The sequence below is a fragment of the Streptomyces flavofungini genome (assembly GCF_014650815.1).
Lineage (GTDB): Bacteria > Actinomycetota > Actinomycetes > Streptomycetales > Streptomycetaceae > Streptomyces > Streptomyces flavofungini.
Window position 1 is genome coordinate 36279 of the sequence record NZ_BMVR01000023.1, and the last position, 23576, is coordinate 59854.

Annotated in this window: 27 protein-coding genes; 3 read left to right on the plus strand and 24 right to left on the minus strand. The window is 69.5% G+C overall.

Going from position 1 to position 23576, the window contains the following annotated elements; genetic code table 11:
* Nucleotides 1-2: 2 nt before the first annotated feature.
* The 23 genes from IE274_RS36930 to IE274_RS37040 all read right to left on the minus strand — a co-directional run bounded on the left by IE274_RS36930 (nt 3) and on the right by IE274_RS37040 (nt 18850).
* A complete protein-coding gene (locus IE274_RS36930) occupies nt 3-473 on the minus strand; it encodes a pilus assembly protein TadG-related protein (protein ID WP_190120319.1) in 471 nt (156 codons plus the stop codon).
* Nucleotides 473-982: a hypothetical protein gene (locus tag IE274_RS36935; RefSeq protein ID WP_229910057.1), complete on the minus strand. Its 510-nt coding sequence runs from the start codon at nt 980-982 to the stop codon at nt 473-475. The genes IE274_RS36930 and IE274_RS36935 overlap by 1 nt, the downstream gene beginning before the upstream one ends.
* The gene (locus IE274_RS36940) at nt 979-1392 is read right to left on the minus strand and encodes a TadE/TadG family type IV pilus assembly protein (protein ID WP_190120320.1); all 414 of its coding nucleotides are present in this window, start codon (nt 1390-1392) and stop codon (nt 979-981) included. Before IE274_RS36940 ends, IE274_RS36935 begins: the two co-directional genes overlap by 4 nt.
* Nucleotides 1389-1610 (minus strand): hypothetical protein, encoded by a 222-nt coding sequence (locus IE274_RS36945; RefSeq protein WP_190120321.1) that lies wholly within the window; start codon nt 1608-1610, stop codon nt 1389-1391. The genes IE274_RS36940 and IE274_RS36945 overlap by 4 nt, the downstream gene beginning before the upstream one ends.
* A 53-nt stretch (nt 1611-1663) precedes the next feature.
* Nucleotides 1664-2572, minus strand: coding sequence for a type II secretion system F family protein (locus tag IE274_RS36950; protein WP_190120322.1), 909 nt, complete (start codon nt 2570-2572; stop codon nt 1664-1666).
* Nucleotides 2569-3537, minus strand: a complete 969-nt coding sequence (locus IE274_RS36955) for a type II secretion system F family protein (protein ID WP_190120323.1) — start codon at nt 3535-3537, stop codon at nt 2569-2571. The genes IE274_RS36950 and IE274_RS36955 overlap by 4 nt, the downstream gene beginning before the upstream one ends.
* Nucleotides 3534-5057: a TadA family conjugal transfer-associated ATPase gene (locus IE274_RS36960; RefSeq protein ID WP_190120324.1), complete on the minus strand. Its 1524-nt coding sequence runs from the start codon at nt 5055-5057 to the stop codon at nt 3534-3536. The genes IE274_RS36955 and IE274_RS36960 overlap by 4 nt, the downstream gene beginning before the upstream one ends.
* Nucleotides 5050-5970, minus strand: a complete 921-nt coding sequence (locus IE274_RS36965) for a hypothetical protein (protein ID WP_190120325.1) — start codon at nt 5968-5970, stop codon at nt 5050-5052. The genes IE274_RS36960 and IE274_RS36965 overlap by 8 nt, the downstream gene beginning before the upstream one ends.
* A 2-nt stretch (nt 5971-5972) precedes the next feature.
* Nucleotides 5973-6650, minus strand: coding sequence for an SAF domain-containing protein (locus IE274_RS36970; RefSeq protein ID WP_190120326.1), 678 nt, complete (start codon nt 6648-6650; stop codon nt 5973-5975).
* Between the two features lie 32 nt (nt 6651-6682).
* Nucleotides 6683-7549 carry an ATP/GTP-binding protein gene (locus tag IE274_RS36975; protein WP_229910058.1) on the minus strand — a complete coding sequence of 289 codons (867 nt, stop codon included), beginning with the start codon at nt 7547-7549 and terminating at the stop codon, nt 6683-6685.
* 35 nt (nt 7550-7584) lie between these two features.
* A complete protein-coding gene (locus tag IE274_RS36980; protein WP_229910059.1) occupies nt 7585-8109 on the minus strand; it encodes a hypothetical protein in 525 nt (174 codons plus the stop codon).
* 1883 nt (nt 8110-9992) lie between these two features.
* A complete protein-coding gene (locus IE274_RS36985) occupies nt 9993-10640 on the minus strand; it encodes a hypothetical protein (RefSeq protein ID WP_190120327.1) in 648 nt (215 codons plus the stop codon).
* Complete coding sequence (locus IE274_RS36990; RefSeq protein ID WP_190120328.1) at nt 10637-11503, minus strand: carbohydrate kinase family protein; 867 nt, start codon at nt 11501-11503, stop codon at nt 10637-10639. The genes IE274_RS36985 and IE274_RS36990 overlap by 4 nt, the downstream gene beginning before the upstream one ends.
* A gap of 35 nt (nt 11504-11538) precedes the next feature.
* Nucleotides 11539-11985 carry an NUDIX hydrolase gene (locus IE274_RS36995; protein ID WP_190120329.1) on the minus strand — a complete coding sequence of 149 codons (447 nt, stop codon included), beginning with the start codon at nt 11983-11985 and terminating at the stop codon, nt 11539-11541.
* 57 nt (nt 11986-12042) lie between these two features.
* Nucleotides 12043-13854, minus strand: a complete 1812-nt coding sequence (locus IE274_RS37000; protein ID WP_190120330.1) for a radical SAM protein — start codon at nt 13852-13854, stop codon at nt 12043-12045.
* Between the two features lie 245 nt (nt 13855-14099).
* A complete protein-coding gene (locus IE274_RS37005; RefSeq protein WP_190120331.1) occupies nt 14100-14351 on the minus strand; it encodes a hypothetical protein in 252 nt (83 codons plus the stop codon).
* Between the two features lie 77 nt (nt 14352-14428).
* Nucleotides 14429-15028: a hypothetical protein gene (locus IE274_RS37010; RefSeq protein WP_190120332.1), complete on the minus strand. Its 600-nt coding sequence runs from the start codon at nt 15026-15028 to the stop codon at nt 14429-14431.
* A 97-nt stretch (nt 15029-15125) separates the two neighbouring features.
* Nucleotides 15126-16031 (minus strand): hypothetical protein, encoded by a 906-nt coding sequence (locus IE274_RS37015; protein ID WP_190120333.1) that lies wholly within the window; start codon nt 16029-16031, stop codon nt 15126-15128.
* Nucleotides 16028-16876, minus strand: coding sequence for an endonuclease/exonuclease/phosphatase family protein (locus IE274_RS37020; protein ID WP_190120334.1), 849 nt, complete (start codon nt 16874-16876; stop codon nt 16028-16030). The genes IE274_RS37015 and IE274_RS37020 overlap by 4 nt, the downstream gene beginning before the upstream one ends.
* 58 nt (nt 16877-16934) lie before the next feature.
* Entirely contained in the window at nt 16935-17141 is a 207-nt protein-coding gene (locus tag IE274_RS37025; RefSeq protein WP_190120335.1) for a DUF5999 family protein, read from the minus strand.
* A 252-nt stretch (nt 17142-17393) separates the two neighbouring features.
* The gene (locus tag IE274_RS37030) at nt 17394-17648 is read right to left on the minus strand and encodes a hypothetical protein (protein WP_190120336.1); all 255 of its coding nucleotides are present in this window, start codon (nt 17646-17648) and stop codon (nt 17394-17396) included.
* Nucleotides 17649-17924: 276 nt separating this feature from the next.
* Nucleotides 17925-18344 (minus strand): DUF6415 family natural product biosynthesis protein, encoded by a 420-nt coding sequence (locus IE274_RS37035; RefSeq protein WP_229910069.1) that lies wholly within the window; start codon nt 18342-18344, stop codon nt 17925-17927.
* Nucleotides 18344-18850 carry an ATP-binding protein gene (locus IE274_RS37040; RefSeq protein WP_190120338.1) on the minus strand — a complete coding sequence of 169 codons (507 nt, stop codon included), beginning with the start codon at nt 18848-18850 and terminating at the stop codon, nt 18344-18346. Before IE274_RS37040 ends, IE274_RS37035 begins: the two co-directional genes overlap by 1 nt.
* A 335-nt stretch (nt 18851-19185) precedes the next feature.
* Between IE274_RS37040 and IE274_RS40615 the strand changes: the two genes are divergently transcribed.
* The 3 genes from IE274_RS40615 (at nt 19186) to IE274_RS37055 (ending at nt 22205) form a co-directional block, all read left to right on the plus strand.
* Nucleotides 19186-20568 carry an NsdA family TPR-like regulatory protein gene (locus tag IE274_RS40615; protein ID WP_506417312.1) on the plus strand — a complete coding sequence of 461 codons (1383 nt, stop codon included), beginning with the start codon at nt 19186-19188 and terminating at the stop codon, nt 20566-20568.
* Nucleotides 20569-20601: 33 nt separating this feature from the next.
* Nucleotides 20602-21513 carry a phosphotransferase gene (locus IE274_RS37050; protein ID WP_190120339.1) on the plus strand — a complete coding sequence of 304 codons (912 nt, stop codon included), beginning with the start codon at nt 20602-20604 and terminating at the stop codon, nt 21511-21513.
* A 332-nt stretch (nt 21514-21845) separates the two neighbouring features.
* A complete protein-coding gene (locus IE274_RS37055; protein ID WP_229910061.1) occupies nt 21846-22205 on the plus strand; it encodes a hypothetical protein in 360 nt (119 codons plus the stop codon).
* A 210-nt stretch (nt 22206-22415) separates the two neighbouring features.
* Here IE274_RS37055 and IE274_RS37060 read toward each other — a convergent pair whose 3' ends face one another.
* Nucleotides 22416-23540: a C40 family peptidase gene (locus IE274_RS37060; protein WP_229910062.1), complete on the minus strand. Its 1125-nt coding sequence runs from the start codon at nt 23538-23540 to the stop codon at nt 22416-22418.
* Between the last annotated feature and the right edge of the window lie 36 nt (nt 23541-23576).

Below are 23576 nucleotides of genomic sequence, written 5' to 3' on the forward strand. Positions count from 1 at the left end.
TCTCAGGCTCCGGGATCGGTGCGTACGAGGGTGACGTCGGCCTGGGCTGCCACCTGCATGCGGGAGTAGCCGAACCCGCCCAGCAGCAAGGGGTTGTAGGTGTCGTGGACGGTGATGGTGATGCTCTGGCCGTCCCCGGCGACCCACACCGAGCCCTTCGCGCCCGCGTCAGCGAGGAAGGCCTGGGCGGCCGCGACGGCCTTCTGCGGGTCGGCGCGGGTGCCCTCCCCGGTGATCGCGTCCGGGCCGTTGACCTCCTGGCCCGCGGCGCGGGCCGCTTCGGCCGCGATGTCGTCGGCGTCGGCGTCGGCCATCATCAGCCGCCCGCCGTCCACGAGCACGGCCAGCAGCAACAGCATGACGACCGCGAAGCCGATGAAGTACAGCGTCACCGACCCCTCATCGCCGCCGCGTGCACCCCGGCGCGGCGGCCGCCCGCGGATGCGGCCGAGCGGGGAGCTGCAGGGTTCCATCAGCGGCCACCACCTTTTTCGACGTAGCGGTCCACGGGGCTGTGCCGGGTCGCGCTGAGGGTCTTGGAACCGGGCAGGCCGGGGACCGCCAACTGCGCGAGCGGGATTGTGCAGTCCACGCGCACCGAGACGCTGCCCCCCTGACCGGGCGCGCGGGGAAAGCGGCTGGTGTCGACCTGGATATCCGCGCTGTGGCAGGTGCGCTGCGCCTGCCACAGCGAGGCGAGGGCCGCCTGTCGGGCGCGGCTGGCCGCGGTATCGGGATCGGCGGATTCACTCGCGGCCCGCGCGGCCGCCGTCGCGGCGTTCGCCGCGGTGCTGTCGCCCAGACCGGCCAGCCCGTACGCGGCCAGGATGCCCAGGAACGGCACCAGCACCACCAGACACAGCAGAGCCTCCAACGTGTAGGAGCCCTGGTCCGTGAACTCCCGCCCCGAGCACGCCGCGCGGCGCCGCAGCCGCGCGGCTGCAGACCGCGGGGAGCGGGCCCTCGCCGTCGGCGGCGTCACTGGTTCTGCTCCACGGTGTCCTCCGCGCTGCGCTCGACGCGCAGGTCCCACGGCAGGAAACTCATCACGCTCCCGGTCACCGTCACCCGCACCCGCTCGCCGCTGGAACCGGCCGTACTTACCTGGGCGTTGCGGACGACTCCGACCTGGCCGAGCCAGTCCCGGGCGCGCGTCGCCCCCTGGCCGGGCCCGGCCAGGTAGGCGGCTCCGGCCTGGGCACCCTTGCGGGCCGCGGTGTGGGCGGCGGTACTGGCCAGGAAGAACACCCCCAGCTGCAGCACGATGCACGAGATGATCAGCAGGGCGGGCGCGATGAGGAGGAACTCCAGGGTGGAGATCCCCGCGTCCCGGCGCGGCCCCCGGACGGCGTGTCTGCGTGTACGCCACCAGCGGCGCAGGTGCGGTCTCACAGTCCGACGGCGGACTTGAAGCGGTCCATCAGCGTGCCCGAGGTGGACTTGAAGACGGTGCCGAACGTGACCGCGACCCCCAGCACCACCGCGCCCAGGATGAGTTTCTCCAGGGTTTCCATGCCCATGTCCCGGCGCGGGCCCGTCATCCGCTCCCAGTGCACCAGCGCGGAGGTACGCACCCGGATGTACGCCCGGTCGAACCTGTTGAACGTCATGATCTCTTCCCCCTTGGTGAACCGCCGTACGACGGGTGAGCAGAGTGAATGGGTCAGATCGAGGTGAGCGCGCTGAACGCGGGATAGGCGAACATGGCCAGGACGACGGTGAACAGCACCGTGCCCGGCACGACCAGGCGCTCGGAGGCCGAGTTCGCCTCCGCCTCCCGGTCGGTGAGGAGGCGCTGACGCAGCAGCAGCGCCTGGGTGGCCAGGGTCTTCTGGATCGAGGCGCCCTCACCGGCCAGCGAGAACGACTCGGCCGGTGCGGCCAGTTCGGGGATGTCGAGCTGGTCCCCGAGCTGTTTGAGGGCCTCCCACTGCGGGATCCCGGCGAGCTCGGCGCGTTTGAGCGCGGCCGTGATCCGGGTGAGGATCCAGTGGTCGCCGACCTCGGCGGTGCGCTGCACCGCCGCCTCCGGCCCCACGTTCGCGCCCCGCTCCAGCTGCGCGCGCTCCAGGAACGAGGCGATGGCGTACCGCACTTCCAGGCGGGCCGTCCTGGCCTGGCGCCGCACCCCGGCGTCGGCGTCGATCCAGATGTAGGCGGCGAAGGCGAGGGAGCCCAGCAGCGGCAGCGCGAACGACATCCCGAGCCCCGCCAGGGTCATCAGCAGCCCGGCGAGCTGCACCATCACCAGTGCCAGCACGGAGCCCACGACCTTGGTGCCCACGTGCTGCGCGGCCGACCTGCCCAGCAGCTCCAGATCCGCGCGCGGCACGCTCAGCCGGTGGCCGTGCGCGGCCAGGATCTGCTCCCCGGCCCGTTCCCACAGCGACCCGTCCTTGGGCCCGGAGTGGCGGGCGCCGGTGGGGCGGGCGCGCGCGGGCGCCGGACTCACGTTCTCCAGCCGGTCTAGGACCGCGTTCATGTCCGGGCGGGAGGGCAGGAATTCCCGCACGACCAGGAACAGGCCGCCGCCGAACAGCGCCCCGCACACGAGTACTCCGGGTGAGATCACAGCATCGCTCCCTTCCGCCGGGCGGCCCGCGTCGCCTCGCCGCCCGGCGCCTGCGCGGCGCGCCGTGGGTCCGCTGCGGGTGCGGGCAGCGGGTCCAGCAGTCGGGGCGCGGGGTGGGACTGGGCGAGCTTGCGCATCCACGCCAGCGCCGCGGCGAACACCGTGGCGAGCACGAACATGACGCCCTGGCCGGTCGCGGTGCGGTAGATCTCGCCCCAGGAGGGGTTGGCGAAGATGTACGCGGCGATCAGCAGGGTGATGACCGAGATCCAGCGGGTGCCGGTGCGGACCTGGCTGCGCTTGGCGTCCACCGTGCGCAGCTGGATCGCTTCCTGCTCGGTGAGCGAGGCCATGGACTGCAGGGCCCGGCTCAGGCCGGGCCCGTGCTCCTGGGCGTGGGTGAGGAAGAGCATCACCGCGTTGTCGACCGCGCCGTCGGCGAATTCATCGGCGAACTGCCGGTAGGCGACCGAGGGGGTGGCCCCCACCCGCAGCCGCGCCGCCAGGAGCCGTACCTGCGGCCGGATCACCGTCGGCGCCCGGGGCGCGGACGTGGTGATCGAGCTGTCCAGGGTGCCGCCGGCTTCGTGCACCCCGGCGAGCTGCTGCATCCACTCCGCCATCGCCTCAAGACGCACGATCTGCCGCTCGCTGGTGCCCGCGGGGTTCCAGATCCAGGGGATGCCCAGCACCGCAACCCCCGCCAGCAGCCCGTGCACCGGACGCTGCCAGTACAGCCACCCGCCGACAGTGGCCGCACCGGCTGCCCAGGCGATGAGACGGTAGCGGGCCGCCCACGCCTCCGGCAGCGAGGCCTGCGCCCGCTGCCAGCGCACCACCCACCGCGACGGCCGTCGCCCGGCCGCGACCGGTGCGAGTGCGAAGCCCTGTGCCGCCACCAGCAGCCCGCCGACGATGAGCGCGCCGCACAGCGCGGCCAGCAGATTCCACTGATCACTGCTCATGCCGCGCCCGCCGCCTTCCCGATCAGGTCCATCGGGGCAGGCCAGGCCCCGTGCTGCGGCACGGTCAGCCAGCGCCGGTCGAAGCCCGCGTGCTCCTCCAACTCGCCGATGAACGACGGCACCAGCTTCGGCACCGCCCGGGGATCGGACCCCGCCGGGCCGAAGATCTCCTGAATGGCGGGGCGGCCGCCCTCGCCCGGCTGGACCTCCAGGACCTGGTGCACGAAACGGTGCCGCCGCCCGCCCTGCCGGGTCTGGTTGATCTGCTTGAGATAGACGATGACGTTGATGGCGGTGCCCACGAGTTCGTGGACGTCGTCGCGGTGCATGCCCCGGCACAAGGTGACCAGACGGGGCAGGACGAGATTGGGGTAGGCGGCGTGCAGCGTGCACATGGAGCCGGCACCGCCGGCACTCATGGCCTGGAGCATCGCGATGGCCTCGCGGTCACGGACCTCCCCGACCAGCACCCGCGTAGACAGCATCCGCAGCGCGTGCGGGAACATGTCCTCCACCGTCACCTGCCCGGCGGGCCGGCCGTCGACGAGCTCGCCGTTGGACTCGCGGGCCTCCAGTTCGATGAACTGCGCGCCGTCCTTGAACCGAGTCAGATACAGCTCGCGGTCCGACTCCAGGACCACCACCCGCTCCTCCGCCGGGATCTTCTTGGCCAGCGCGCGCAGCAGCGACGTCTTGCCGGTGCCCATGTCCCCGCCGAACAGCACGTTCTTACGGGCCAGGACCAGCGCGTGCAGGAACGCCGACAGCGAAGGTGACAGCGTGCCCCACTCCTGCAGCTGCTCGAGACTGGAGTCCACCACCCCGTGGCGGCGCACGCCCAGGAACGGCTGCGGGCTCAGGATGGTGGCCTCGGCACGCGATCCGTCGGGAAGCCGGAAGGACACCATCGGCGTCGTCGGCGACAGCCGCCGCTCGCGGTGGCCGGAGTTCGACGCCAGCCGGTTGATCAGAGCGATGAGCTCCTCGTCGCTCTCGGCAACCCGCGGGACCCGCACGGTGGCTTTGTTGACGTAGTCGACCTGCACGTCGTCACCCAGCACCACGACGTTCTCCACCAGCGGGTCGTTCAAGTACCTCTGCAGCGGCCCCGCGTGGAACAGCGCGTCGTACACCGCCTGCGAGAGGGTGTCGACCTGCGTCTGGGTCAGGGCCGCGTGATGTCGCGCCCGCTCGACCGCCCACCGTGAGACGCGTTGCGCGACCAGCGAGCGGGCCCGTTCCCGGCGGGCGCTCTCGTTGGGCAGCGGGTCCTGGTCGTCGGCGGCGACAATGTCATCGCTGACCTCGTCGCGCAGCAGCGCGATGTCCTGCGGTGTCGCCGGCAGTGCCCCCGACCGGTCGGTGATCTCCACCGCCGACGGCGAGGCCAACGCCACCGGCCCACGGCCCGCTCCGAAGCCGCCGCCCGGACCGCCCGGCGCGGGCAGCTGTTGGGACAGCGACGCCCGCAGCACGTCCTGCAGCCGCGAACCCCGGTTCTCCCCGTGCTGGTCAGCCACGCGCCATCACCTGCCGCGGATCCTGCACGGGCACCGGAGCGGGTAGACGGCTTGCCGCCAGGCGCTGCAGCACCCCGGCCTCGGCCGGGGAGATGCCAGGAGCCGCGGGCATGTCCAGGGCCCGCCGCCGGGTGTTGACCTCCACGCCGATGGCCTGGACCGTCTTGCGGGCCTGCTTGACCAAGGCCATCTTCGCCAGCCGGGGCGGCCGGTGCGCGCCGTGCGTGAGCAGGGTCCCGGCGGCCGGATCCCACGGCAGCAGATCCACCACCGGGGTCCGGAAGCGACGCGCGATCTCATCCGAGCGCAGTCCGCCCGAGGACGCGGACAGTTCCTGCACGACCAGCAGCCGCAGTGCGTCCGCGCCGGTACCGTGCTGCTCCAACTCGCCCTGCAGCAGCCGCGCCACCGGCAGTGTCTGGGCCACCGACGTCAGGGTGTTGCGCAGCACCAGCAGCACCAGATCGGCCCGCTGGGCCAGCGGCGCCGGATACAGGGTGCGGTGCAGGCCGCCGCCCTCGACGACGACTTGACCGGCATCAACCACCACGTCGAAGCCCGCCTGCTGGTCCATTGCCCGCAGCAGCAGGGACAGCGGCTCCCACGTGGCCGCGAGCGCTCCGGCCTGCGCGGGATCGGTCAGCCCTGGCAGGAGCAGCCGGTTGCCGTCCTCATCGAGGCGCCGCAGGTGTGCCTCGAAGGCCTCGGCGAGCTGGTTTTGCAGCTGGGCCTGCGCGAGGTGGAACAGGCCGACTTCGCCGCCCCATGCTCCCTGGCGGTAGCCGGTGCGGATCGAGGCCTGCCGGGCGGCGGCTTCCACCAGCAGCGTCGGTCGCGGGGCGGACAGCGCCAGGGCGAGCGAGGACACCGTGACCCCGCAGCCGTGCCCGCCGGTGAGCAGCATCACGGACATGATCAGCCCCTGCTCTTCAGGACGATCGCCACCCGGCCCGCGCTCGCGTCGGCCGCCACCGCCGCGCTGTCGGTGTCCTCGACCGCGGTCTGGACGACGACGTCGCCGCTGGTGGCCGGGGCCCCGACCTTGACGACCCGGCCCGCCACCTCGACCAGTTCGGTCTCTTTGCCGGTGACCTCGCCGTCCTGGGGGCGCGTCACCAACTGCACGGCGTCGCCGGGCCGCAGTGCGTCCACCGGTGCCATGGACCGCTTGACCTCCACGGCGACCAGCGCCTCGCCGGGCCGTAGCCCGCCGCGCCCGGTCAGCTGCTTGTCGGTCAGCAGTGAGCCCTGCGCCAGGGCGGCCGCGGCCCGGCGCCCCAGGACCGTGTCCTTCTTCGACGCCGACACCGGCTTCAGGCCCGGGTCATCGGGCAGGGAGACCACCCGCAGATCCGCGGCCGTGAGCTTCTTGCCCGACGGCACGTCCCGGGCCAGCGCCAGCACGTCGGAGCGGTCGCTGGAGGCGTTCATCAGCCCGGCGAAACCGATCGCGCCCGCCAGCACCATGACCGCGCCGAGGACCATGAAGGAGCGGCGCCAACGGCGCGGCTGCTCGGGGTCGACGATGTCGATGTCCGGGCGCATCACGTCCCCGCCGGGCGGCGCGGGAACCGTGGGCCTGTTCTTGGCCATGCTTTTCAACACGTGCTCGCCATCCCGCCTGTCTAGTCGAGGACTCTCATCTCGCCCACGGACACCGCGAGGTCGCTCTCGCGGGTCTCCGTGAATTCGCCCGTCTCGCCGCCGCCGGTGACGTGCCACTGCACCGCCCACGTCGCGACCGCGGTGCCCTTGAACCGGCCACCGGCGCGGTCCTTGGACGAGGAGCGGTAGAAGTGCCCACAGGTCGGCGACTTGGCCATGCCGTACGACGCCTTGTACGCGGTGCCCGCGCCATCGCAGGTCACGGTCCTGCCGTCGCCCATCGACCAGCGGATGGAGGAGACCTTCGCCGTCGCCGACACCGTCAGCCCGGCCAGCGACGCCGAGGCGGTGTTCGGCCCGAACGTGGTGGGGGAGGGGGTCACCCACATCCACATCGGCACTCCGACCGTGTACTTCCCCGCGGTCCGCGGGCTCGCGATGTCCGGCCCGGTCAGCAGCATGCTGTCCACGGCCTGACGCGCCAGCTGCTCGGGGTCGACGTTCACTTCCGGGGCTTGCGCAGCCCAGAACATCTGCGGTGCTCCGCCCGCGACACCGCCAGCCGCGATGCCCAGCACGTCGTCCAGGCAGACCCGCGCGTAGATGGCGCCGTCGCCCGGCTTGTGGCCCTTCCACAGCGGATCGCTCGCCGGCGGCTGCGGATCCAGCCGCTCCACGGCGCAGACCGCCGGCCCGGCCTTGCCTTTGCCCTTGCCCGCTCCCTTGCCCTGCCCGGCGGGCTTGCCGCCGGAGGTGCTGCCCCCGCCGCCCCGGCTCGGCTCCTTCGCACAGACGGTGACATAGGACGTCTTGCCCTTGCAGATCCCGCCGCCCTTGACCGGCACCCCGACGCCCGCCTCGGCGAGGGCCGGTAACGCGACCGCCACGAGCGCCCCGGCCAGCAGGCCGGGTAAGCCGCGCCTCAGCAGGTTTGGTCGCCGTGAGAATTGATTCTGGTGATCATCCACCGCTTCCCCCACTTCTCCGCATCGATCGTGGTGACGTAGCGCAGAGGCTGATTGGACGGATACGGCTGGGGCTCACCCGTCTTCTTCTTGACCGTCTGCCACTTGCTGATGTCCAGGCAGTCCCGCAGCCGTGCCTTGGGGATCTTCGGCGCGGGGGCGAGCGAGACCACCTTGGTGTTGTGGGAGGGCGCGCCCTTGGTGGCCGTGCCTGCCTGCTTCATGGCCAGGAGGTCGCCCATCGCGCGGCCCAGCGCCTCCTTGGTGGCGTACTGCTTCAGCTTCGTGCCCTTGATGTCGGTCTTCTCGTACGCCTTGGCCTGCTCCTCCCACATCCGCTCGTAGACCTTCAGGACGGCCCTTTTGTCCTTGGCGAGCGGGTCGGCGCTCTTGCTGGTCTCGGGCGCCGTGGGGGACTTGATGGGGGAGGGAGAGGTCTTGCCAGCGTTGCCGGTGTCGTTATCGCTGCAGGCAGTGAGCACAGCTGCGGCGCAGAGAGCGAGGGCGACGGCAGACGCGCTGCTTGATTTCCTCGTGCGAATTCCGGTATATGCCTGCTGGCTAGGTGCTCGTGTCACTGGGCCTCCGAGGGCGGCGTGATGCTGTGCCGTCGTCTCCCGGACCTGGAGAAATGTGCCGCGGGGGATCGTACGGCTGGTTCGAGCTGCGATGATGCGTTTATGTGACGGTCAGGCTACGACGCATGACGCCCGTAGCCCACACCTTTCACGCGCGTGCCGTCCAATAATTGGTCCGCATCTGGTCGCAACGAGTCACTGTTGTCGACAAGTTGTCGCACTCTGTGCCCAATAGGTCGTGCTTGAAGGAAGGCTGGGGCTGCAATGGCGAACGATCACGCCTGTACTTGCGACCGCGTCTGACGTCGCCGTGAAACGCAGATGAGCATCTGGCCACGGTGCGTGATCTGACATGAGGGCTCGCTGCTGAGCTGGCTTCAGGCCCTCTAGAGCTGTGCTTTGGGAGGTTCTCCACGGTAGGCCCGCGCTTCGGGGTATTTGCCGTGGCAGGCCAGAGGACAGCGTGATCGCTGGTGTGACCCAAACGGGTGCGGGCGCTCGCCAAGCGGTGCTGGAGGCTGGCCGGCAGTGGACGTCCTCAGCCCGTGGCGGGGTCGGGCTGGGTGAGCCGGTCTACGCGAGCCGCGCAGACCGCCGAGGCGCGCCAGGTGATGCGGAGGGGGGCATGGGTGATCTCCCTGGGCGAGTCAGTGGATTGGTACAGCCAATTCACTGGCCCCGACCGGTCCGTCGACCAGTGGACCCCGACCACGGCGACGGATTGGTCACGAACCCGCGATCCGGGCAGTGGTAGCAGCTACCACCGCATCGACCATGACCGGATCCGACCACCGACTTGCTGGCCACCAGACCGCAGGGCCTCAGGTCGTCGTAGGCCTGGCTCTACACGCGTGGTCGCGGCACGTTCTTAAGCCTGAGTGACACGGTCGGTGCATTCACTGCTGAGAGTCGGCAACTCGTGGCGCGCGTCGGCCCTCCCTGCTGCGTCAGGGAGGGCCGATCTCCGAGTATGCCGCTCATGCACCTGCAGGAAGCCGGGCGTACTTGGGGCAGAGCAGCGTCTGTCAACGGTGGCCTCCTGCTTGCGGGCAGGGTGCGACGTCAATCGCGACCGCTCTGCGTTGTACAGCTCGCCTTGTTTACGTGGCTGCAGCATCCGCCGCAATGCACGCAACGGCCAGAGTGAGTATCAATCCGTGTGTCTACCTGGCCACGCCTCGCGCCCGCAGGCACTCCCTGTCCGAGACGGCGAGAGCCGAGCACTGGCAGCATTCGCCTCCCGTCGTGACGGGGCTGTCCAGTCAGTAGGCGCCGGGTAGTTCGGCTCCTGCGTGCGGAGCCTGATCGTGATCCTCGCCGGTCTCCATACGCGGTCGACGACACGCTGATGGAGCCCGTACGCGCTTCGCAGCTCCGTTGCAGGGTGTTCACCGCTGCATGATCACCCACATCAGGATCCCGGGCACTTGGTGAGCCAGGGTGGCTGCCGGAGGTTCCGCTGGAGCCGCTCCCGTCGTCAAAGCATCAGCCACCCGGGCTGACCAGATCGGGGACGCTTCCTCTTCGCGGTCGTGGCGCTCTCGGCCTGCTGCACGTGGGTACTGTGCGATGCCCGCTGGGCGGTCACCGCGTGGCTGTTCACCTGACGTGGTGCGGCAGCCGACCAGCGCGCCCACTTTCCGGCCCCGACGTCGACGGCGAACAGCGCGGGCCAGGAGGAGAAAGCATGCTGCAGTTCCTCCCGCCGGTCAGCCGACTTCAGCTTGACTGCGCCGGCGGTGCTGGGGGGCGCTTAGTGGGAGTTGCCACCCTGGACCAGCGTCGCGTCAGATGACGGTCAGCTCGGCGAGGGTGCGCCGGGTCTGCTCGATCTGCTCGGTCGTCATGCGCTTGACTCCGACCTCTTGCTTGGATTCCGTGGCGGCGCCGTGCTGCCACCAGGATTCGCCGGTGGTGCGGTCGGCGACGAGGAAACGCTGCTTCATCGCGGGGCCGCGGACGATGAGGGTGACAGTGTGGGGTTCAGCGACGGCGGCGTGGATCATGCCGTGGTGCAGCGTGTAGCTGTCTCCGGCCTTCTCGGTTCGGACCATGTACGGCTGGAGCGCGCTGACGTCGATGCTCTCGTCGAGGTTGTTGTCCAGCCCGTACAGCGTGTGCTGGTAGCTGCCGCGCAGGATGCGCGAGGAGTAGGACCAGCGGTGGTTGTGGGGGCGGTCGAAGTAGCCGGGGAGGAAGATGTGCAGCCGCAGCCGCCAGCCGGACGGGTCGTCGTGCAGCACGAGCTTGTCGAGGATGTCGTAGTGCTCGGAGAGTTCGCACAGCCGCTCGTTGCCCGGCACCTGCTCGACCAGGTGGTGCAGGAGCGCGCGGTCGGTGGCGAGGGCGTCCAGCAGTTTGCTGGACGTGGCGTTCACGGTGTCGGTGTCGTTCCAGTCGAGGCCGTTCAGTGGTTCGGTCAGTTCGGTGATCATTGGACGAGTCCCTTCTGGGGTGTGACTTCCGGGCTGAAGTCGCATGGCAGGGTGCAGTGCTCGGTGCCGGTGTGGCAGGCCAGGCGGAGTGCGTCGGGAAGGCCGAGGCCGTCGAGGTAGGCGAGGGCGAGCCCGGCGGAGAACGCGGCTCCGGCGCCGTGGGTGCTGCGGGTCGGCACTGTCTCGGCGCGGACGAGGTGGGTGCCGTGTGCGGAGCGGGCTCTTGCGCCTTTGTCGCCGAGGGTGATGATGGCGGCGTCTGGTCGGAACATGGACATCAGGCTGTCCGCGAGGGTGTCGACGTGGTCGGTCTGGCTCTGGGGCAGTCCGGTCTGGACGGCGTAGACGGTGGCCGTGCGCGCGGCCGCGATGATCGCGGGGTCCGGTTGGTCGTTGCCGAGGTTGAGCAGGACCGGTACGTCGTGAGCGGCGGCCGTCTGGATGGCGCGGGCGGCTGTGGGGGCCAGGATGCTGTAGCCGTCGATGTAGGCGAGACGGGCGTTGCTGATGGGGGTGAGGTCGAGTCCGTCCAGTTCGTGCAGTGCGGGGCCGGGTTCGGCGTACCAGGTGCGGGTGCCGCGCCGGTCGGCGATCACAGTGAGGTGAGCGGTCTCGGCTGCGGGGTGCATGGGGACCTGGTGGACGCCCGCGACGCGGAGCGCCTTGAGTACGTCCCTGCCGGGTCCGTCGTCGCTCACTGGGTTGGACAGCAGGATGGTGGTGGCCCCCCGGCCGGCGGCCACGGATGCGGTGATCGGTCCGTCGGCGGCCAGCGACATCTCGCTGTGGCGCACGACGGCGCCGGTGTCAGCCTGAGGGTAGCGGTCGACGTGGAGGACCCTGGCGTACGCGAGATAGCTCACGCACGCCAGGTCCCACCCGCGGTGGGGTATGCCGGTCACCGCGTCTGCGCCCAGCCGCGTTCGGAGTACAGGACGCCCTTGGCGATGTGGGCCAGGGCCTCGGCGGCGTAGGGGATCATGTTCTCGGGCAGGGCGTCGGGGGCGAACTTCTGCCATCCGGCGCACTTGTCGGGCTCGCGGTTCTCCACGGTGCCCTGCCAGTGGATGGCCTCGAACAAGAGTGCCACGCGGCCTTCGTCGGTGTGGTGGTGCATGACGTGCACGAGGGCCAAGTCCTCGGGCCGGAGGGTAATGCCGAGTTCCTCGGCCGCCTCGCGGATAAGGCCGGCGGTGGCCGACTCGCCCTCGTCCAGGTGCCCGGAGGGCAGGTGGAAGTGGCCGTCCATGTAGCCGGTGTTTTGACGCTCGCCGAGCCAGAGTTGGCCGTCATCGCGCAGGAGGAGATGCAGGTCGGTACAGGTCTTGTGGCGGTTGCCGGACACGGTTCTGCCCTTCGGTGGGGTGGTGGGTCGTTGGGTACAACGACGCGGTGGTACGGGTTAGTTGGCGGGAATGGACTTCCACAGGCGGCACACGGGCACGATGTCCGGGTAGGTCTCGCACGAGGAGCGGCCGTCGACGACCAACTCGGCGGGGCAGCCGCCCATGCATGAGGCGGGGGCTTTGCAGCCGCCGCAGCCCGGCTTGGTCAGGGCTCCGGTGAACAGGTCGAACTCGTTGTCGCCCTTGCTCAGCTCGATGCGGCCGTCGGGGGTCGTGGTCGCGAAGTGCAGGTCGGTGTCGAACAGGAAGCTGCACACATACGCGCGGCCGTCGGGGAAGAGGCTGATGCGGTCCAGGGTGCGGCCGATGCAGCCCCGGTAGCCCTCGGCCTCGAAGCGGGGCATCTCCGAGCGGCGGGCGAACGTCGGCTGATACCAGCAGCGCGTCGTGTAGCCCGTGGCGGAGTCGCGGAGCCGGTCGGTGAAGTCCAACCACTCGCGAGGCTCCATGCCGTCCTCGGGGCTACCGTGGCCGCGCCCGATTATCGACATGACGTGGTACTTCACCAGGCTCACGCCGAGCTGGTCGGCGATGTCGAGCAGGCGCAGGCAGTCGGCCTCGTTGCGCTTGGAGACCGTGCAGATGATGCGGGTGTCGAAGCCGCGCTCGCACAGCTCGCGCAGCGTCACCAGGGTCTCGTTGAACTTCCCCGCGCCGCGCACGGCATCGTGGGTGGTGGCCGAGCCGCCGTCCACACTGATCTGCACGTACGCGAAGTCGGAGGGCTCCAGGCGGCGGAACTTGCGCCGCGCGGGGGCCAGGCCGTTGCTGGTGGTGATGACGTGCTCGTAGCCGATGCGGCCCGCAAGGCGGATGACGTCCTCGTAGCGGGGGTGCAGCGTAGGCTCTCCGCCCAGGATGGTCAGCTTGGAGCCGCCCATCTGCCGCCACGCGGAGAGCGTGTGGCCGATCTGCTCGTAGGGCATCTTCAGCGCCCGCTCCAGGCGGTCGCCCATGTAACAGCCCGAGCAGCGGAGCTGGCAAGCCTCGGTGATGTACAGGTACACGTTGCGGAAGCGCCCGTACTCGACACGGTCGATCTTCTGGGGCGCCGTGGCGTCGGCGGGGACCGGCATCCGTGCGTGCCCGTATTCGTCCTTGCGGAAGGTTGGTGTGGGCAGAGGTGTAGGGGTCAACGTGGGGCTCCCTCTTCGTTGGGTGGTGTGGCGGGAGAGGGCGGCCAGGGCGGCCGCTACGACGCTGGCCGTGTCCTGCTCGGCGTCGACGGTGTGCCACGCGGCCCCGGCCGACCGCAGGGCGGCACGCAGGCCGGTGGCGTTGGCCCGGTAGCGGATCTGGCGAAGTGAGGCGGAGGTTCCGTGGTCGCTCCGGCGCTGCTCCAGCGGTTCCCCGCACTCCTGGCACCGGCCTAGTGGGGTGGATCTCGCCGGACGCCGCCGGTGGGGGTCACAGACAGGGCAGACCCGCCGCTGTTGGACGCGCCCCGCGCAGACGTCCGAGGAGGCGTTCAGCTCGATCGCCGTCAGCCGCCATCGCTCCCGGGCACTGTCGTGCGCCAGGGCGCGGGCCTGGACTTCGTTGCCGGGGTATCCCTCCAGCAGTACTGCCGCAGCGCACAGGGTCTTCAGGGCCCGGCGCACCAGCAAGGTCGCCGTCGCGTCCGGTAACCAGCCCAGGGGGTCACGGGTCTGCGTGAGTTCCTGGGCGAGCTGGTGGTCGGTGACGGCCTGGGCGCGGGCCATCTCGCGCAAACGGAAAACGTGGAGGCCGGGCCCGCTGGAGCACAGGTGCGCCGAGACGGTGCTCTTCCCGGAACCCGGGGGGCCGAACAGAGCGATGACATCCATGGCAGCCACCTTCTGCGGAGTCGTAGGGGGACGTGCCCGGCCCATCGCACCGGCTGCACGGCACTCGGCGTGATCAACTTTCGTCCTGTGCAGGCTTGTTGCAGATGCCGCACGCGGTGTTGACGGTCGCGGCGAGGAAGGGGCGCCGCTCGGCACCGTGCCGTACATCACGGCGCCGGGCAACGGCCTGGGGTCCCAGGGGCGGGCGGGGAGCCGGGGCCGTGGCAGGGCCGGGGCGGCGGCACTCATCTGCGTGCCAGGCCGAGCGAAGTGTGCGCGCTGCCCCGGCGGGCGCGCAGGAACATCTGGCGCAGCATGCGGCGCTCGTCTTCGCGTATGGTCGCCTGGTCCGGGCCGAGCCGTTCGCGGCCGTGAGCGCACATGCGCTGGTTGATGACGATGAGGTCGCCGCGCGCCAGGAGGAACCTCCGCTGCCCGGCAATAACCTCGCGCTCCAGGGCCCGTGCCGCGCTCGTGTGCGCGTCGCGTGAGTCCATGCCAGGGAGCCCTCGCGTCGAAGCGGACGAATCCGTCCCGGTGCTCACGGCCGTCCAGGATAGGGAAGGGCATGTACTCATCGCCGACGCCCGTCAGGTTGTCGAAGTCCCCGTACATGAAGGCACGCTCGGCCAGAAGACGGCGTTCCTCGTCGCCCAGGCGCAGCGCGGCCCGGCGGAGATGGGAGACCAGGCTGTGGCCGCCGCCGCTCGGGTCCGGGCGCAGGCATCACTGGGCGACGTAGTCCGGTGGTCGTGTGGCGTTTGACGATGTCGATCTGGAAAGGGTGGTACCCGGTGCTGGTGACGTGCGCCGGCTCGCTGGCCGGATCGGTGCCGAGGGGCTGCCACAGCGGTAAGGCGTCGACGATGTTGAGCGGGGTGGCGATCCATGTCAGCAGAGCTATGGCCGCCCTCGGGCCGTGCTCGGGGCCCAGGTCCAGCAGCGGCGCGGCTTCAATGATCACGAAGCCGTCCAGGTAGACGCCGTCGAGCGTGGTCTTGCAGTGGGCCAGCAGGTCCTCGGCGCCGACGGCGTTCGCGCGCAGGGCCTGGTAGGCCCGGTTGACGTCGGGGTGGAGCAGTTCGCCGTTGGCTTCGGCGTCCGGCAGGTGGGGCGCTTGATTGGCGAGGGCGTCGACGAGCCGCGCAGCGAGGGGTACGCGGTAGGGGGTCATGACGGTTGTCTCCTTTTCGGAGCTCTGGCTGGTCGGGGTCGGGGCCGCTTGGTGGCGCTCGACGTCCCGGGCCGTCCACCGGGGCGCCGAGCGGCGCTCAGGGGGCCGCGTGCGGCGGAGGGAGCTGCATCGTGTTCTGCAGGCGGTCGAGGTAGAGCACGAGCTGCTGAGGCCGGTGGCCGGAGAGGGTTTCCAGGTGTTGGTCGGTGTCGGGGTCCGGGTCGCCCACGGTGTATGCCTTGATCGAGGCGCCGAGTTCCACGCTGAGCACGGTGCGGTCGATGCGCTGCGGGCCCGCCTGTCTCGTCCCGGCCTGTCCGTAGCCGGCCGTCGCGCGCTGCGCGGAGTGCTGGCCGAGCTCATGGGCGACATGGCGGGCGGCGTCAATGAAGCCCGCCGCGGTGAGGATGCGGTCGGCGCGGTCGTCGGTCCGGCGGGTGCCGTCCTCGGCGATGTAGGTCCGGTTGACCATGAACGCCTTGTCTTTGACGTTGCGCCAGTCGATCAGCCGGGCTTCGGTGGGCATGCCGTTCCAGTCGCCCATGCCAATGAGGAGGTATCCGGGCGCGGCGAAGGTGGTGTACCAGTCGGCCTCGATGGAGCGCACGGTGGCGGACCAGGAGCAGTCGTGCTTGGAGACCAGCGACAGCACCCGTTCGCTCAACTCGCCGCCCGCACCACGCAGCCGCACCGCGATGTTGGCCGGGGCGTGCCATGGTGCCCAGCCATGCTCGTACTCGTCCTCGACCGCGAAAAGGCCGTCATCGTGCACGAAGATCGCGTTGCTGTGGGGGGAGCCAGGCAGCGGGATAGCGGGGTAGCCGTGCATGTGCAGCAGCTTTTGCACCCTCAGCAGGTCGTCGGGGTGCAGCCCTTGCCACAGCACCGCATCCGGATGCTGCTGCGCGATCCATGCGCAGGCCTCCACGATGTGACTGTCCGTGCTGACGTTCCAGGAAAGGAGGCGGATCTCGTTGCCCGGATGGCTGTCGAGGGTGTTCACACCAAGCCTCCCTCGTATTCGAACGTGGCGATGACCGGCAGGTGATCGGAGAGTTCGCGAAAGCGGGAGTCATCCAGCACGTGGCAGGCCTTCAGGGGCCAGCGCAGATGGCGCGAGGGCAGGATGTAGTCCGAGCGGTGATCGCGGAGCTGCTGCCTGTCCGCGTAGCCGCAGCTGCGGGCGAACGGCAGCTTCAACTGGACCTGGGGGTCGACGAAACCGGCGGCCAGCAGCGCGTGCATGGCGCGTTTGTCCAGGCCTCCGTAGCTGCCGTCCGGGTTGAGGATGCGGTGTCGGGAGTAGTGCGAGGCAGGAAGCCAGTCCCACGAGTCCGGCTCGGGATCGCCAGGCGCCTCGCAGTTGAGGTCCCCGACCAGCAGGGTGTCGTGCCGCGTCCCGTACTCCGTTAGCCACTTCACTTCCGCGGCCCGGGCCTCGGGGTCGAACGGAGCCAGGTGGGTGTTGAGCACCCGAAGCGCGCCCGGCACGTTCTTCACGATCACATCGGCGCGCGACACGGCATGGTGGAACGTGCCACCGCCGACGTCCTTGAAGAAGCGGGCCATGCGGACCTTGGGGCCGCGCACGAACGTGAGCAGATGACAGCCGTGATGCGCCGACGGCGCGAGACGGACCTCCGCACCCAGCGCCGCGGCGCTCGCGAGGACGCGTTCCTCGCCGCCCTCGTCGTAGTACTTGCCCTCCTGCACGCACCACACGTCGACATCGGCATGCCTCATCAGAGTCATCTGCTGCTGCCACCGGTCCCAGCGGAAGCGCCCGGCCTCGTGGTCGCGGCCGCCGTTGAGCAAGTTGTAGGTGGCGACCTGCAGGTACTGCTTCACGTGGTTCCTCTCAGCGGAGCTGGCCGCCCCAGACGGGCAGGCGGGATTCGTGCCGGGTTCAGACGGCGGTGTATTCGGCGGTGACAGGGCGATGCGGGGCAACGAGGTCACCGTTCGGCAGCAGCTCGCCGGTGTCGTCGAAGAGCAGGACGCCGTTGCACAGCAGGCTCCAACCCTGTTCCGGGTGGTGTGCCACCACGGCCGCGGCCTCCCGGTCAGAGGCCTCGGCCACCGGACAGGGCTGCTTGTGCGGACACCCGTACATGTGGTTCCTCCACGCTGATTGATTGGGAGTTGCGGGTGGCGGTCGCCGCTCGCCCCGCCGGTGCTGAGCGGCGACCGGGGCGCCTGCTGCGCGCGCCTTGTGAGCGCGTCGTCCCCATGCAGCAGCGCCGCGCCCTCGCGAGTCGACCTTCCGCTGCCGCGCCAACTCGGGGGAGAACGCGGAACGGAAGCGGGAGGGCCCATCGAGGGCCGTCCCAGGTGCGGCTAGGGCCGCAGGCAGGGACGACCGGCTTCAGAAGAGTCTTCTCAACGGCAAGGCGGAGAGACAGGCGACACCGGCGAGCACGCAGACGATGCCCACCACCAGCACGATCCGAGGCCCGTCCTCCTGCTTGCCCTTGGCCTCACCCGATGCAGCAGCGTCGCCGCCCGCGGCGGGTCCGACGGACTGCTGGCCGGGAGCCTCAGCCGAGTGTCGCCCTCGGCACTTCGGGCCGAACGTCACGAGAAGCCCGATCGCTGCCACGACGGCTAAGCCCACGATCATGACGTCGCGCCTCCGCCCATCGCGAGGAACACCTCGGAGAGAACCCCAGCGACCGGGAGCCCGTCCAGATGGATGCCCGCGACTCCGTTTCCGCGCGAGCTACTGCCACCGTGTCCCGGAGGGGCGTCAGCCTGCCTGGGCTCCGCTCGGGGTTTCGCGGGCCGGTCCCTGTCAGTGGGCTGGGACATCGTGATCCTCCAGGTAGTCGTGACGTGCGAGGGAGGGGCGGTTGCAAGGCCGACGCCCCGAGCGGTCTCTCGGTCTGGGAGGTGTTTGTCAGGGGCCATCGGTGTCCACGAGCTCAAGGAGGTCCTGGACGGCGAGACCGAGGCGTCGAAGGTGCCCGCGCGCCGACGAGGGATCACCAGGCACGCCCTCGCCCATGACGAGCTCAGCGCGCCCGGCCAAGGCACTTGCGGAGGCCGTCGGCTGCCCGTCAGCCCGCTTCCTCACGATGGTCACGAGCTGAGGCAGGACTCTGCGCAGCCGAGACGTGAACTCGACAACCTCGCTTGGTACCGGCGGAAACGGGCCGAGCACCACATCGAGGTCGCCATAGACCGCGTCGAGGGCATGGTCGTCCCTCAGCGCTTCCAAGACCCGTCCGAGCATTGCCCGGACGTCATCGGGATGTACGTAGGCAGGTGCCTCGGCTTCAGAGGGCACCGGGGTGTTCGCCAGCGTGTCCTGCTGCATCACGCGTTCTCCTTCGCCGACGAGATCGCAAGGGAGCACGAGAGCCAGTCGTCAGCCACTTGCAAGCCCGTCGTAAACGCGTCCACGAGAGGCAGGCCACGGCCGTTCTCGTCGAGCGCGAGCGGGTCCGGCTCGTGGATACGGACGCCGTGAAGGTGGCCGCTGCGTACGGCGAACCGCACGCTGCCAGTGAAGAGGGCGAGGCGAACGTCGATGCTGCGACCGGTGCCGTGAAGGAGGGCGTTGGTGAGTAGTTCGGACAGCACCACATGTGCCACATCGAGCTCGGCCGCCGACCTCACACCCCAGGCGAGCAACGTAGAGACGCCCTCACGCCGGACCTCTCCCACCCACCGCAGGTCGCCCTCCGCCGGCATTGCACCCAGAGATACGGGCGTGCGCCTGCGGGTGAACTCAGCGCCGGCAAGGTACCGCGGTGGGGTGAGGGCGCCGGGCGCCGTCGCGTACTTGGCCTCCGCGCCATGTCCAGCCGCCAGCATCTCCACACCTTCTCTCGCGTGTCCATCAGGCCCGCTCCGAGGCCTTGTTGGCCTGCGCCAGTGTTGTGGCGCAGGAGCTCGGCGGCTTCGGACGGAACACCAGAAGTGATCGCGACATCAGCCGGGTTCGTGGTGACGGGACCGGCATGTCCGCGCTGCAAGATCAGAGGGTCCTCGCGAGGGGTGTCGCCAACAACCGTAAAAGTTCGCGGTTCACGGGAACCGGAAGTCTGGTTTCACGGTTCACCTGCAAAGCCGTGAAGAATCACGGTTCTTGGCGCAGTGTGTTGGCCTGCTTACTACGCTCTGTTGTGCGGTTGGGTTGGGAGGACGAGCGGGATATGGAACAGAGTTCGGCACCACACGGCCCGTCCTGTGCCCGGCGTATCCGGGAGAGCGGGACCGAGGCGGGGCACGGCGTAGAGCAGGTCGTCGCGGACATCCATCGGTGCTGCCAGGTCAGCCTGCTCCGCGCTCAACGGCTCGCACGCGGATGGAGGCTGGCGGAAGCCGTCCTTCATCTGTGTGCTCTCGCGGAAGATCTCGGTATCGCCGCGCCCCGCACAGACGTTGAGCAGCTACGGCTCTGGGAGGTGGGGAGGCATCAACCACGGCTGGGCGCCGTCAACTTGCTGTGCCGCCTCTACCACTGCACGGTGCATGACCTCGGGTTGGCGAGCCCACATGGATCCTTGGCGCTCCCAGAGACCGGCGAACTGCGGGGGCCCGCGGCCCCATGTGTCGGCTTAGTCACCGCCGATCCACTCACCGACCGGGTTGATGCCGCCCGGCGCTCAGTGGACCGCATGCTCGCGCTGTCCAGCGTTAGTACGACCCAGATGGACCTGCTCGATGGGCGTATCTTGGACGCGCGACGGCAGTACCTCTACACCCCGCCCTCGCAGATGCTGCACGCGCTCCTTAACGAACTTGACGAGGTCAAGAGCCTGGCCATCGACCGGCAGCCCGCCGCTGTGCAAGGTCGGCTGTCAGAGATGACGGCGGTGCTGGCGACGCTGGTCGCAGACTCGCTGATGAAGCTGGGCAACCTCGCCTCGTCCCGCGCCTGGTACGACACGGCACAAAGCGCAGCAGATGACAGCGGCAACGTGATGTTACGCGCCCGGGTGAGGGCGCAGCGCGCCATGCTGCCGTACTACTACGGGCCCCTGGAAGGGGCCGTCACCCTCGGCCGCGAGGCCCGGTTACTCTCGCGCGGCCGACCGACTTCAACGGCTTCCTTTGCCGCTGCGGCGGAGGCACGAGCACTCGCCCGACAGGGCAATACCGCCGAGGCAGAATCCACCATCATCGTTGCTCAGCGGCTGTATGAGCAGTGTGAGCCTGGGGATCAGGACGACGCCTTCGCTTTCCCTGAACGACGGATGCTCCTGTACATGAGCGGCGTGTACACGGCGATGGGGCGCAGCAGCCAGGCCAGGAAGGTGCAGGAACAGGCACTGGCCCTCTATCCGGCGCGTACGGGCATCGACCCGGCCCTCCTCCAGCTTGAGGCGGCGATCTGCTTGGCACTCGACCGCAGCCCATCCGAAGCATGCCAGCTTGCCGGAGCTGCCTTCTTGAAGGTTCCAGCCGGGCACCGGACGCACATTCTGGAGGAGCGCGCACGAGATGTGTTGGACGTCCTTCCACCAGGGATAAAGAGTGGGCGGGCCGCGAGGGAGCTCACGGAGATCCTTGCCTTGCCTACGGGACCGAGGTGACAGGACCGCAACTTGTCGGCCAGCCTGAGCCCTATGACAGCTCCAACGCCGGCAGCCCCCGGTGGTTTCGACGAGGCCGAACTCCATCACGTCCTGACACGCGCATGCGAGGCCGCAGGCCTCGGCAGCTCAAACGCCCATCTCCTTCGTGGACACACCAACGCCGTTGTCCTGCTGCACGATGAATCAGTCGTCGTGAAAGTCGCTCGCCGCGGTACACCAACTAGCAACGTCAGGCGGACTGTCGAGTTTGTGCAGTGGCTCATGGAATGCGGCTTTCCTACGGCGCCCCTGCACCCGGTACCGGACCAGCCCATTCTCGTGGACGGTCACGCTGTCACTTTCTGGACCTACCTTCCGCAGCCCGACGGACTTCCTGTAGCCGCATCGCAGATTGCAAAGCCTCTCCTCACCCTGCACACCCTGCCTGCCCCTCCCGTCGACCTTCCGCACCACGACAACCTCCGTGCGATTCGTGCCTCCCTATCGGCTATCACGGCGTTGCCCATCTCGACGCTGAAATTTCTTCGCAGCCGCGCCGACCAGCTCGAAGGAGAACTAGGGCGGGTGCGGTTCGCTTTGCCCGAAGGTGTCCTTCAGGGGGACCCGCAGCACCGGAATGCCCTCCGCCATGGGGGAGAAGCAGTGCTCTGCGACTGGGACACCGTGGCCCAAGGCCATCCGGAGTGGGACCTCGTCACCATCGAGGTGCACTGCCGCCGCTTTGGGTACAGCGAATCCCACTACCAAGAATTCGCCGCAGCCTACGGGTTCGACGTCACGACGTGGCCGGGTTACACGACCTTGCGGGACATCCGGGAGCTGCGCATGATCACCACCAACGCTCGCAAGGTCTGTCATGCTCCGGACAGCTTCTCCGAAGTGGAGCGCCGCGTTGAAGGGCTGCGGTCCGAAGACAGTGCGCTGCCTTGGCGCATCCTGTGAGCTACTTCCGTCCGCCGGTCAGGGCCGTGCGGATGCGCTGCTCGTAGGCCGGGCAAGAAAAGGCGCCTGATTTCTGACGTCGTCAACGACCTTCCAGTCCTCAAGGACGAGGAGTGAACTGGCGCTCTACAATCAGTGGTTGATTAGTTGTCAGCGGCGGGGAGGCCGATGTGGAGACACCGCGCACGGACCCTGAGGCCATCAAGCCGCGCCCCGACTACCCACCCAAGACGCCCCCGCCGCCTAAGAAGCCGCCGTCTCCGCCGCCGCCACAAACACAGGGAGCCGCGGACGTACCGGTGCGACTGCAAGCCTTCCGGGGTCGGAGGGTGATGGCGAACCGGCAAGGCGCAGCCTGGTCTTTGGAATGCCAACCCTGGGCGGGTAAGAAGGCCGTCGCCGTGGTGACTGAACGGCTCACCCAGTGGGGCCTGCGTGGCCCCAAGACCTTGGACGAAGTGGTGCGCTTTCTCGTCGCCACCGTGGTGCAGGATGGCGGTCGCAACGTGAGCCTCCACCTCGCTGAGCAGAATCGGCAAGCCCTGATCATGGCCCTCAGCCACCGGCCACGACCCGCCGAACGCGGCGGCACCGTCCTGCCCCGGCTGCACGAGCTGGGGGCCGTGAGCTGCGGCACCGAGGTAACCGACGATGGCCGCCAAGTCTGGGCCGTCCTCGACCTAGTCTTCTGAAGCAGGATCCCGAGGCCAGATGACTGGCTGTAGTGTGGCCCGCGGCGGCTCTGCTCCGGCTCACCAAGAGCGCCTTCGGAGCCACACTCCAGCTGCATGATCACACCCACGACGGGCGAAGGCCGGGACCGCGACGGCCGTGCTCACTGACACATCGATGACAAATCATGCGGACAGTGCCACTTCTAATCGGAACCTACACGAGCCTCATCACAGAAGCCTTGCGCCTCCCGCGTAGCCAGGCATGGCGTCCACGGCGTCCAGGCGGACCACGGTCCCGGGCCGGGCGGCGTTGATCATCTGGCCGTTCCCGGCGTATATCCCGACGTGGTAGATGGTGGCGTCACGTCTGGGGGCGTAGCCGAAGAACACCAAGTCGCCCGGCCGCAGCGCCCTTTTCCCGCGGCTCACCGGGATGCGCTGGCCCCGGCTCGCCTGGGCCGAAGCGATCCGCGGCAGCGTGATGCCGACGCGGGCGAACGCGTACGTCGTCAGGCCCGAGCAGTCAAAACCCCGGATTCGGGCGCCGGATTTCCCGCTGGGTGAGCAGCAGTGGCCCAGGCTGCGCCCGCGCGGGCCTCCGCCGCCCCAGGAGTAGGGCGCGCCGCGCTGCGAGAGCGCCGCAGAGAGCACCTTTCTGGCTTTGCCGGACAGGCCCGACAGATCGACGCTCGTGGTGGAGCGCTTCGCCGCAGACCGGTACTGCGAGATCCAGTTGCTGACATGGCTCACGTAGGACCCGGAGCGGTTGTACTGGAAGATCGCTGAGCGCAGTTGGGAGGTCTGGGTCAGGTCGCGGCCGCGGCCGCACAGATACACCGCCGCCCCCAGCGCGGCGTCGAAGGCGTTGTGCGGGTCGCGTTCCTTGTCGCCGTTGCCGTCCCGGCCCTGCGACGTCCAGGTGGAGGGCAGGAACTGGAAGGGGCCCACGGCGCGCTCGCTGTCCGCGGTGCCGTCCCATTTCCCGCCGTCGGTGTCGGGGAAGACGGTGGTGCTGCCGCCCTGTCCGGAGCCGTTGAGCACCACGCCCAGGATCTTCGGACGGATGTCGCCGTCGTTGGCGATGGTGCGGCCGGCGGCATGGTTGGACTCGACTTTCGCGATCCCGGCGAGCACGGGCCAGGCCATGCCGCGGCACTTGGGCACATGCCGGCCGATCAGCCGGGAGGCGTTCTTGTAGGCGGCGAGCATGGTCGGCGGGATGTCGGCCGCGCTGCCGCCCTCGGCCCATCCGGTGTCCGGCTCGTCGTCGTAACCGGTGGTGAGGAGGGCGCCGGCGGACAGGATCCCGGAGATCGGGGCGGCGCAGCCAGCGACGATGGCAAGCAGCAGCACCAGCAGGCACCCCCGCTTCGTTCGGCGCCTGCGCGG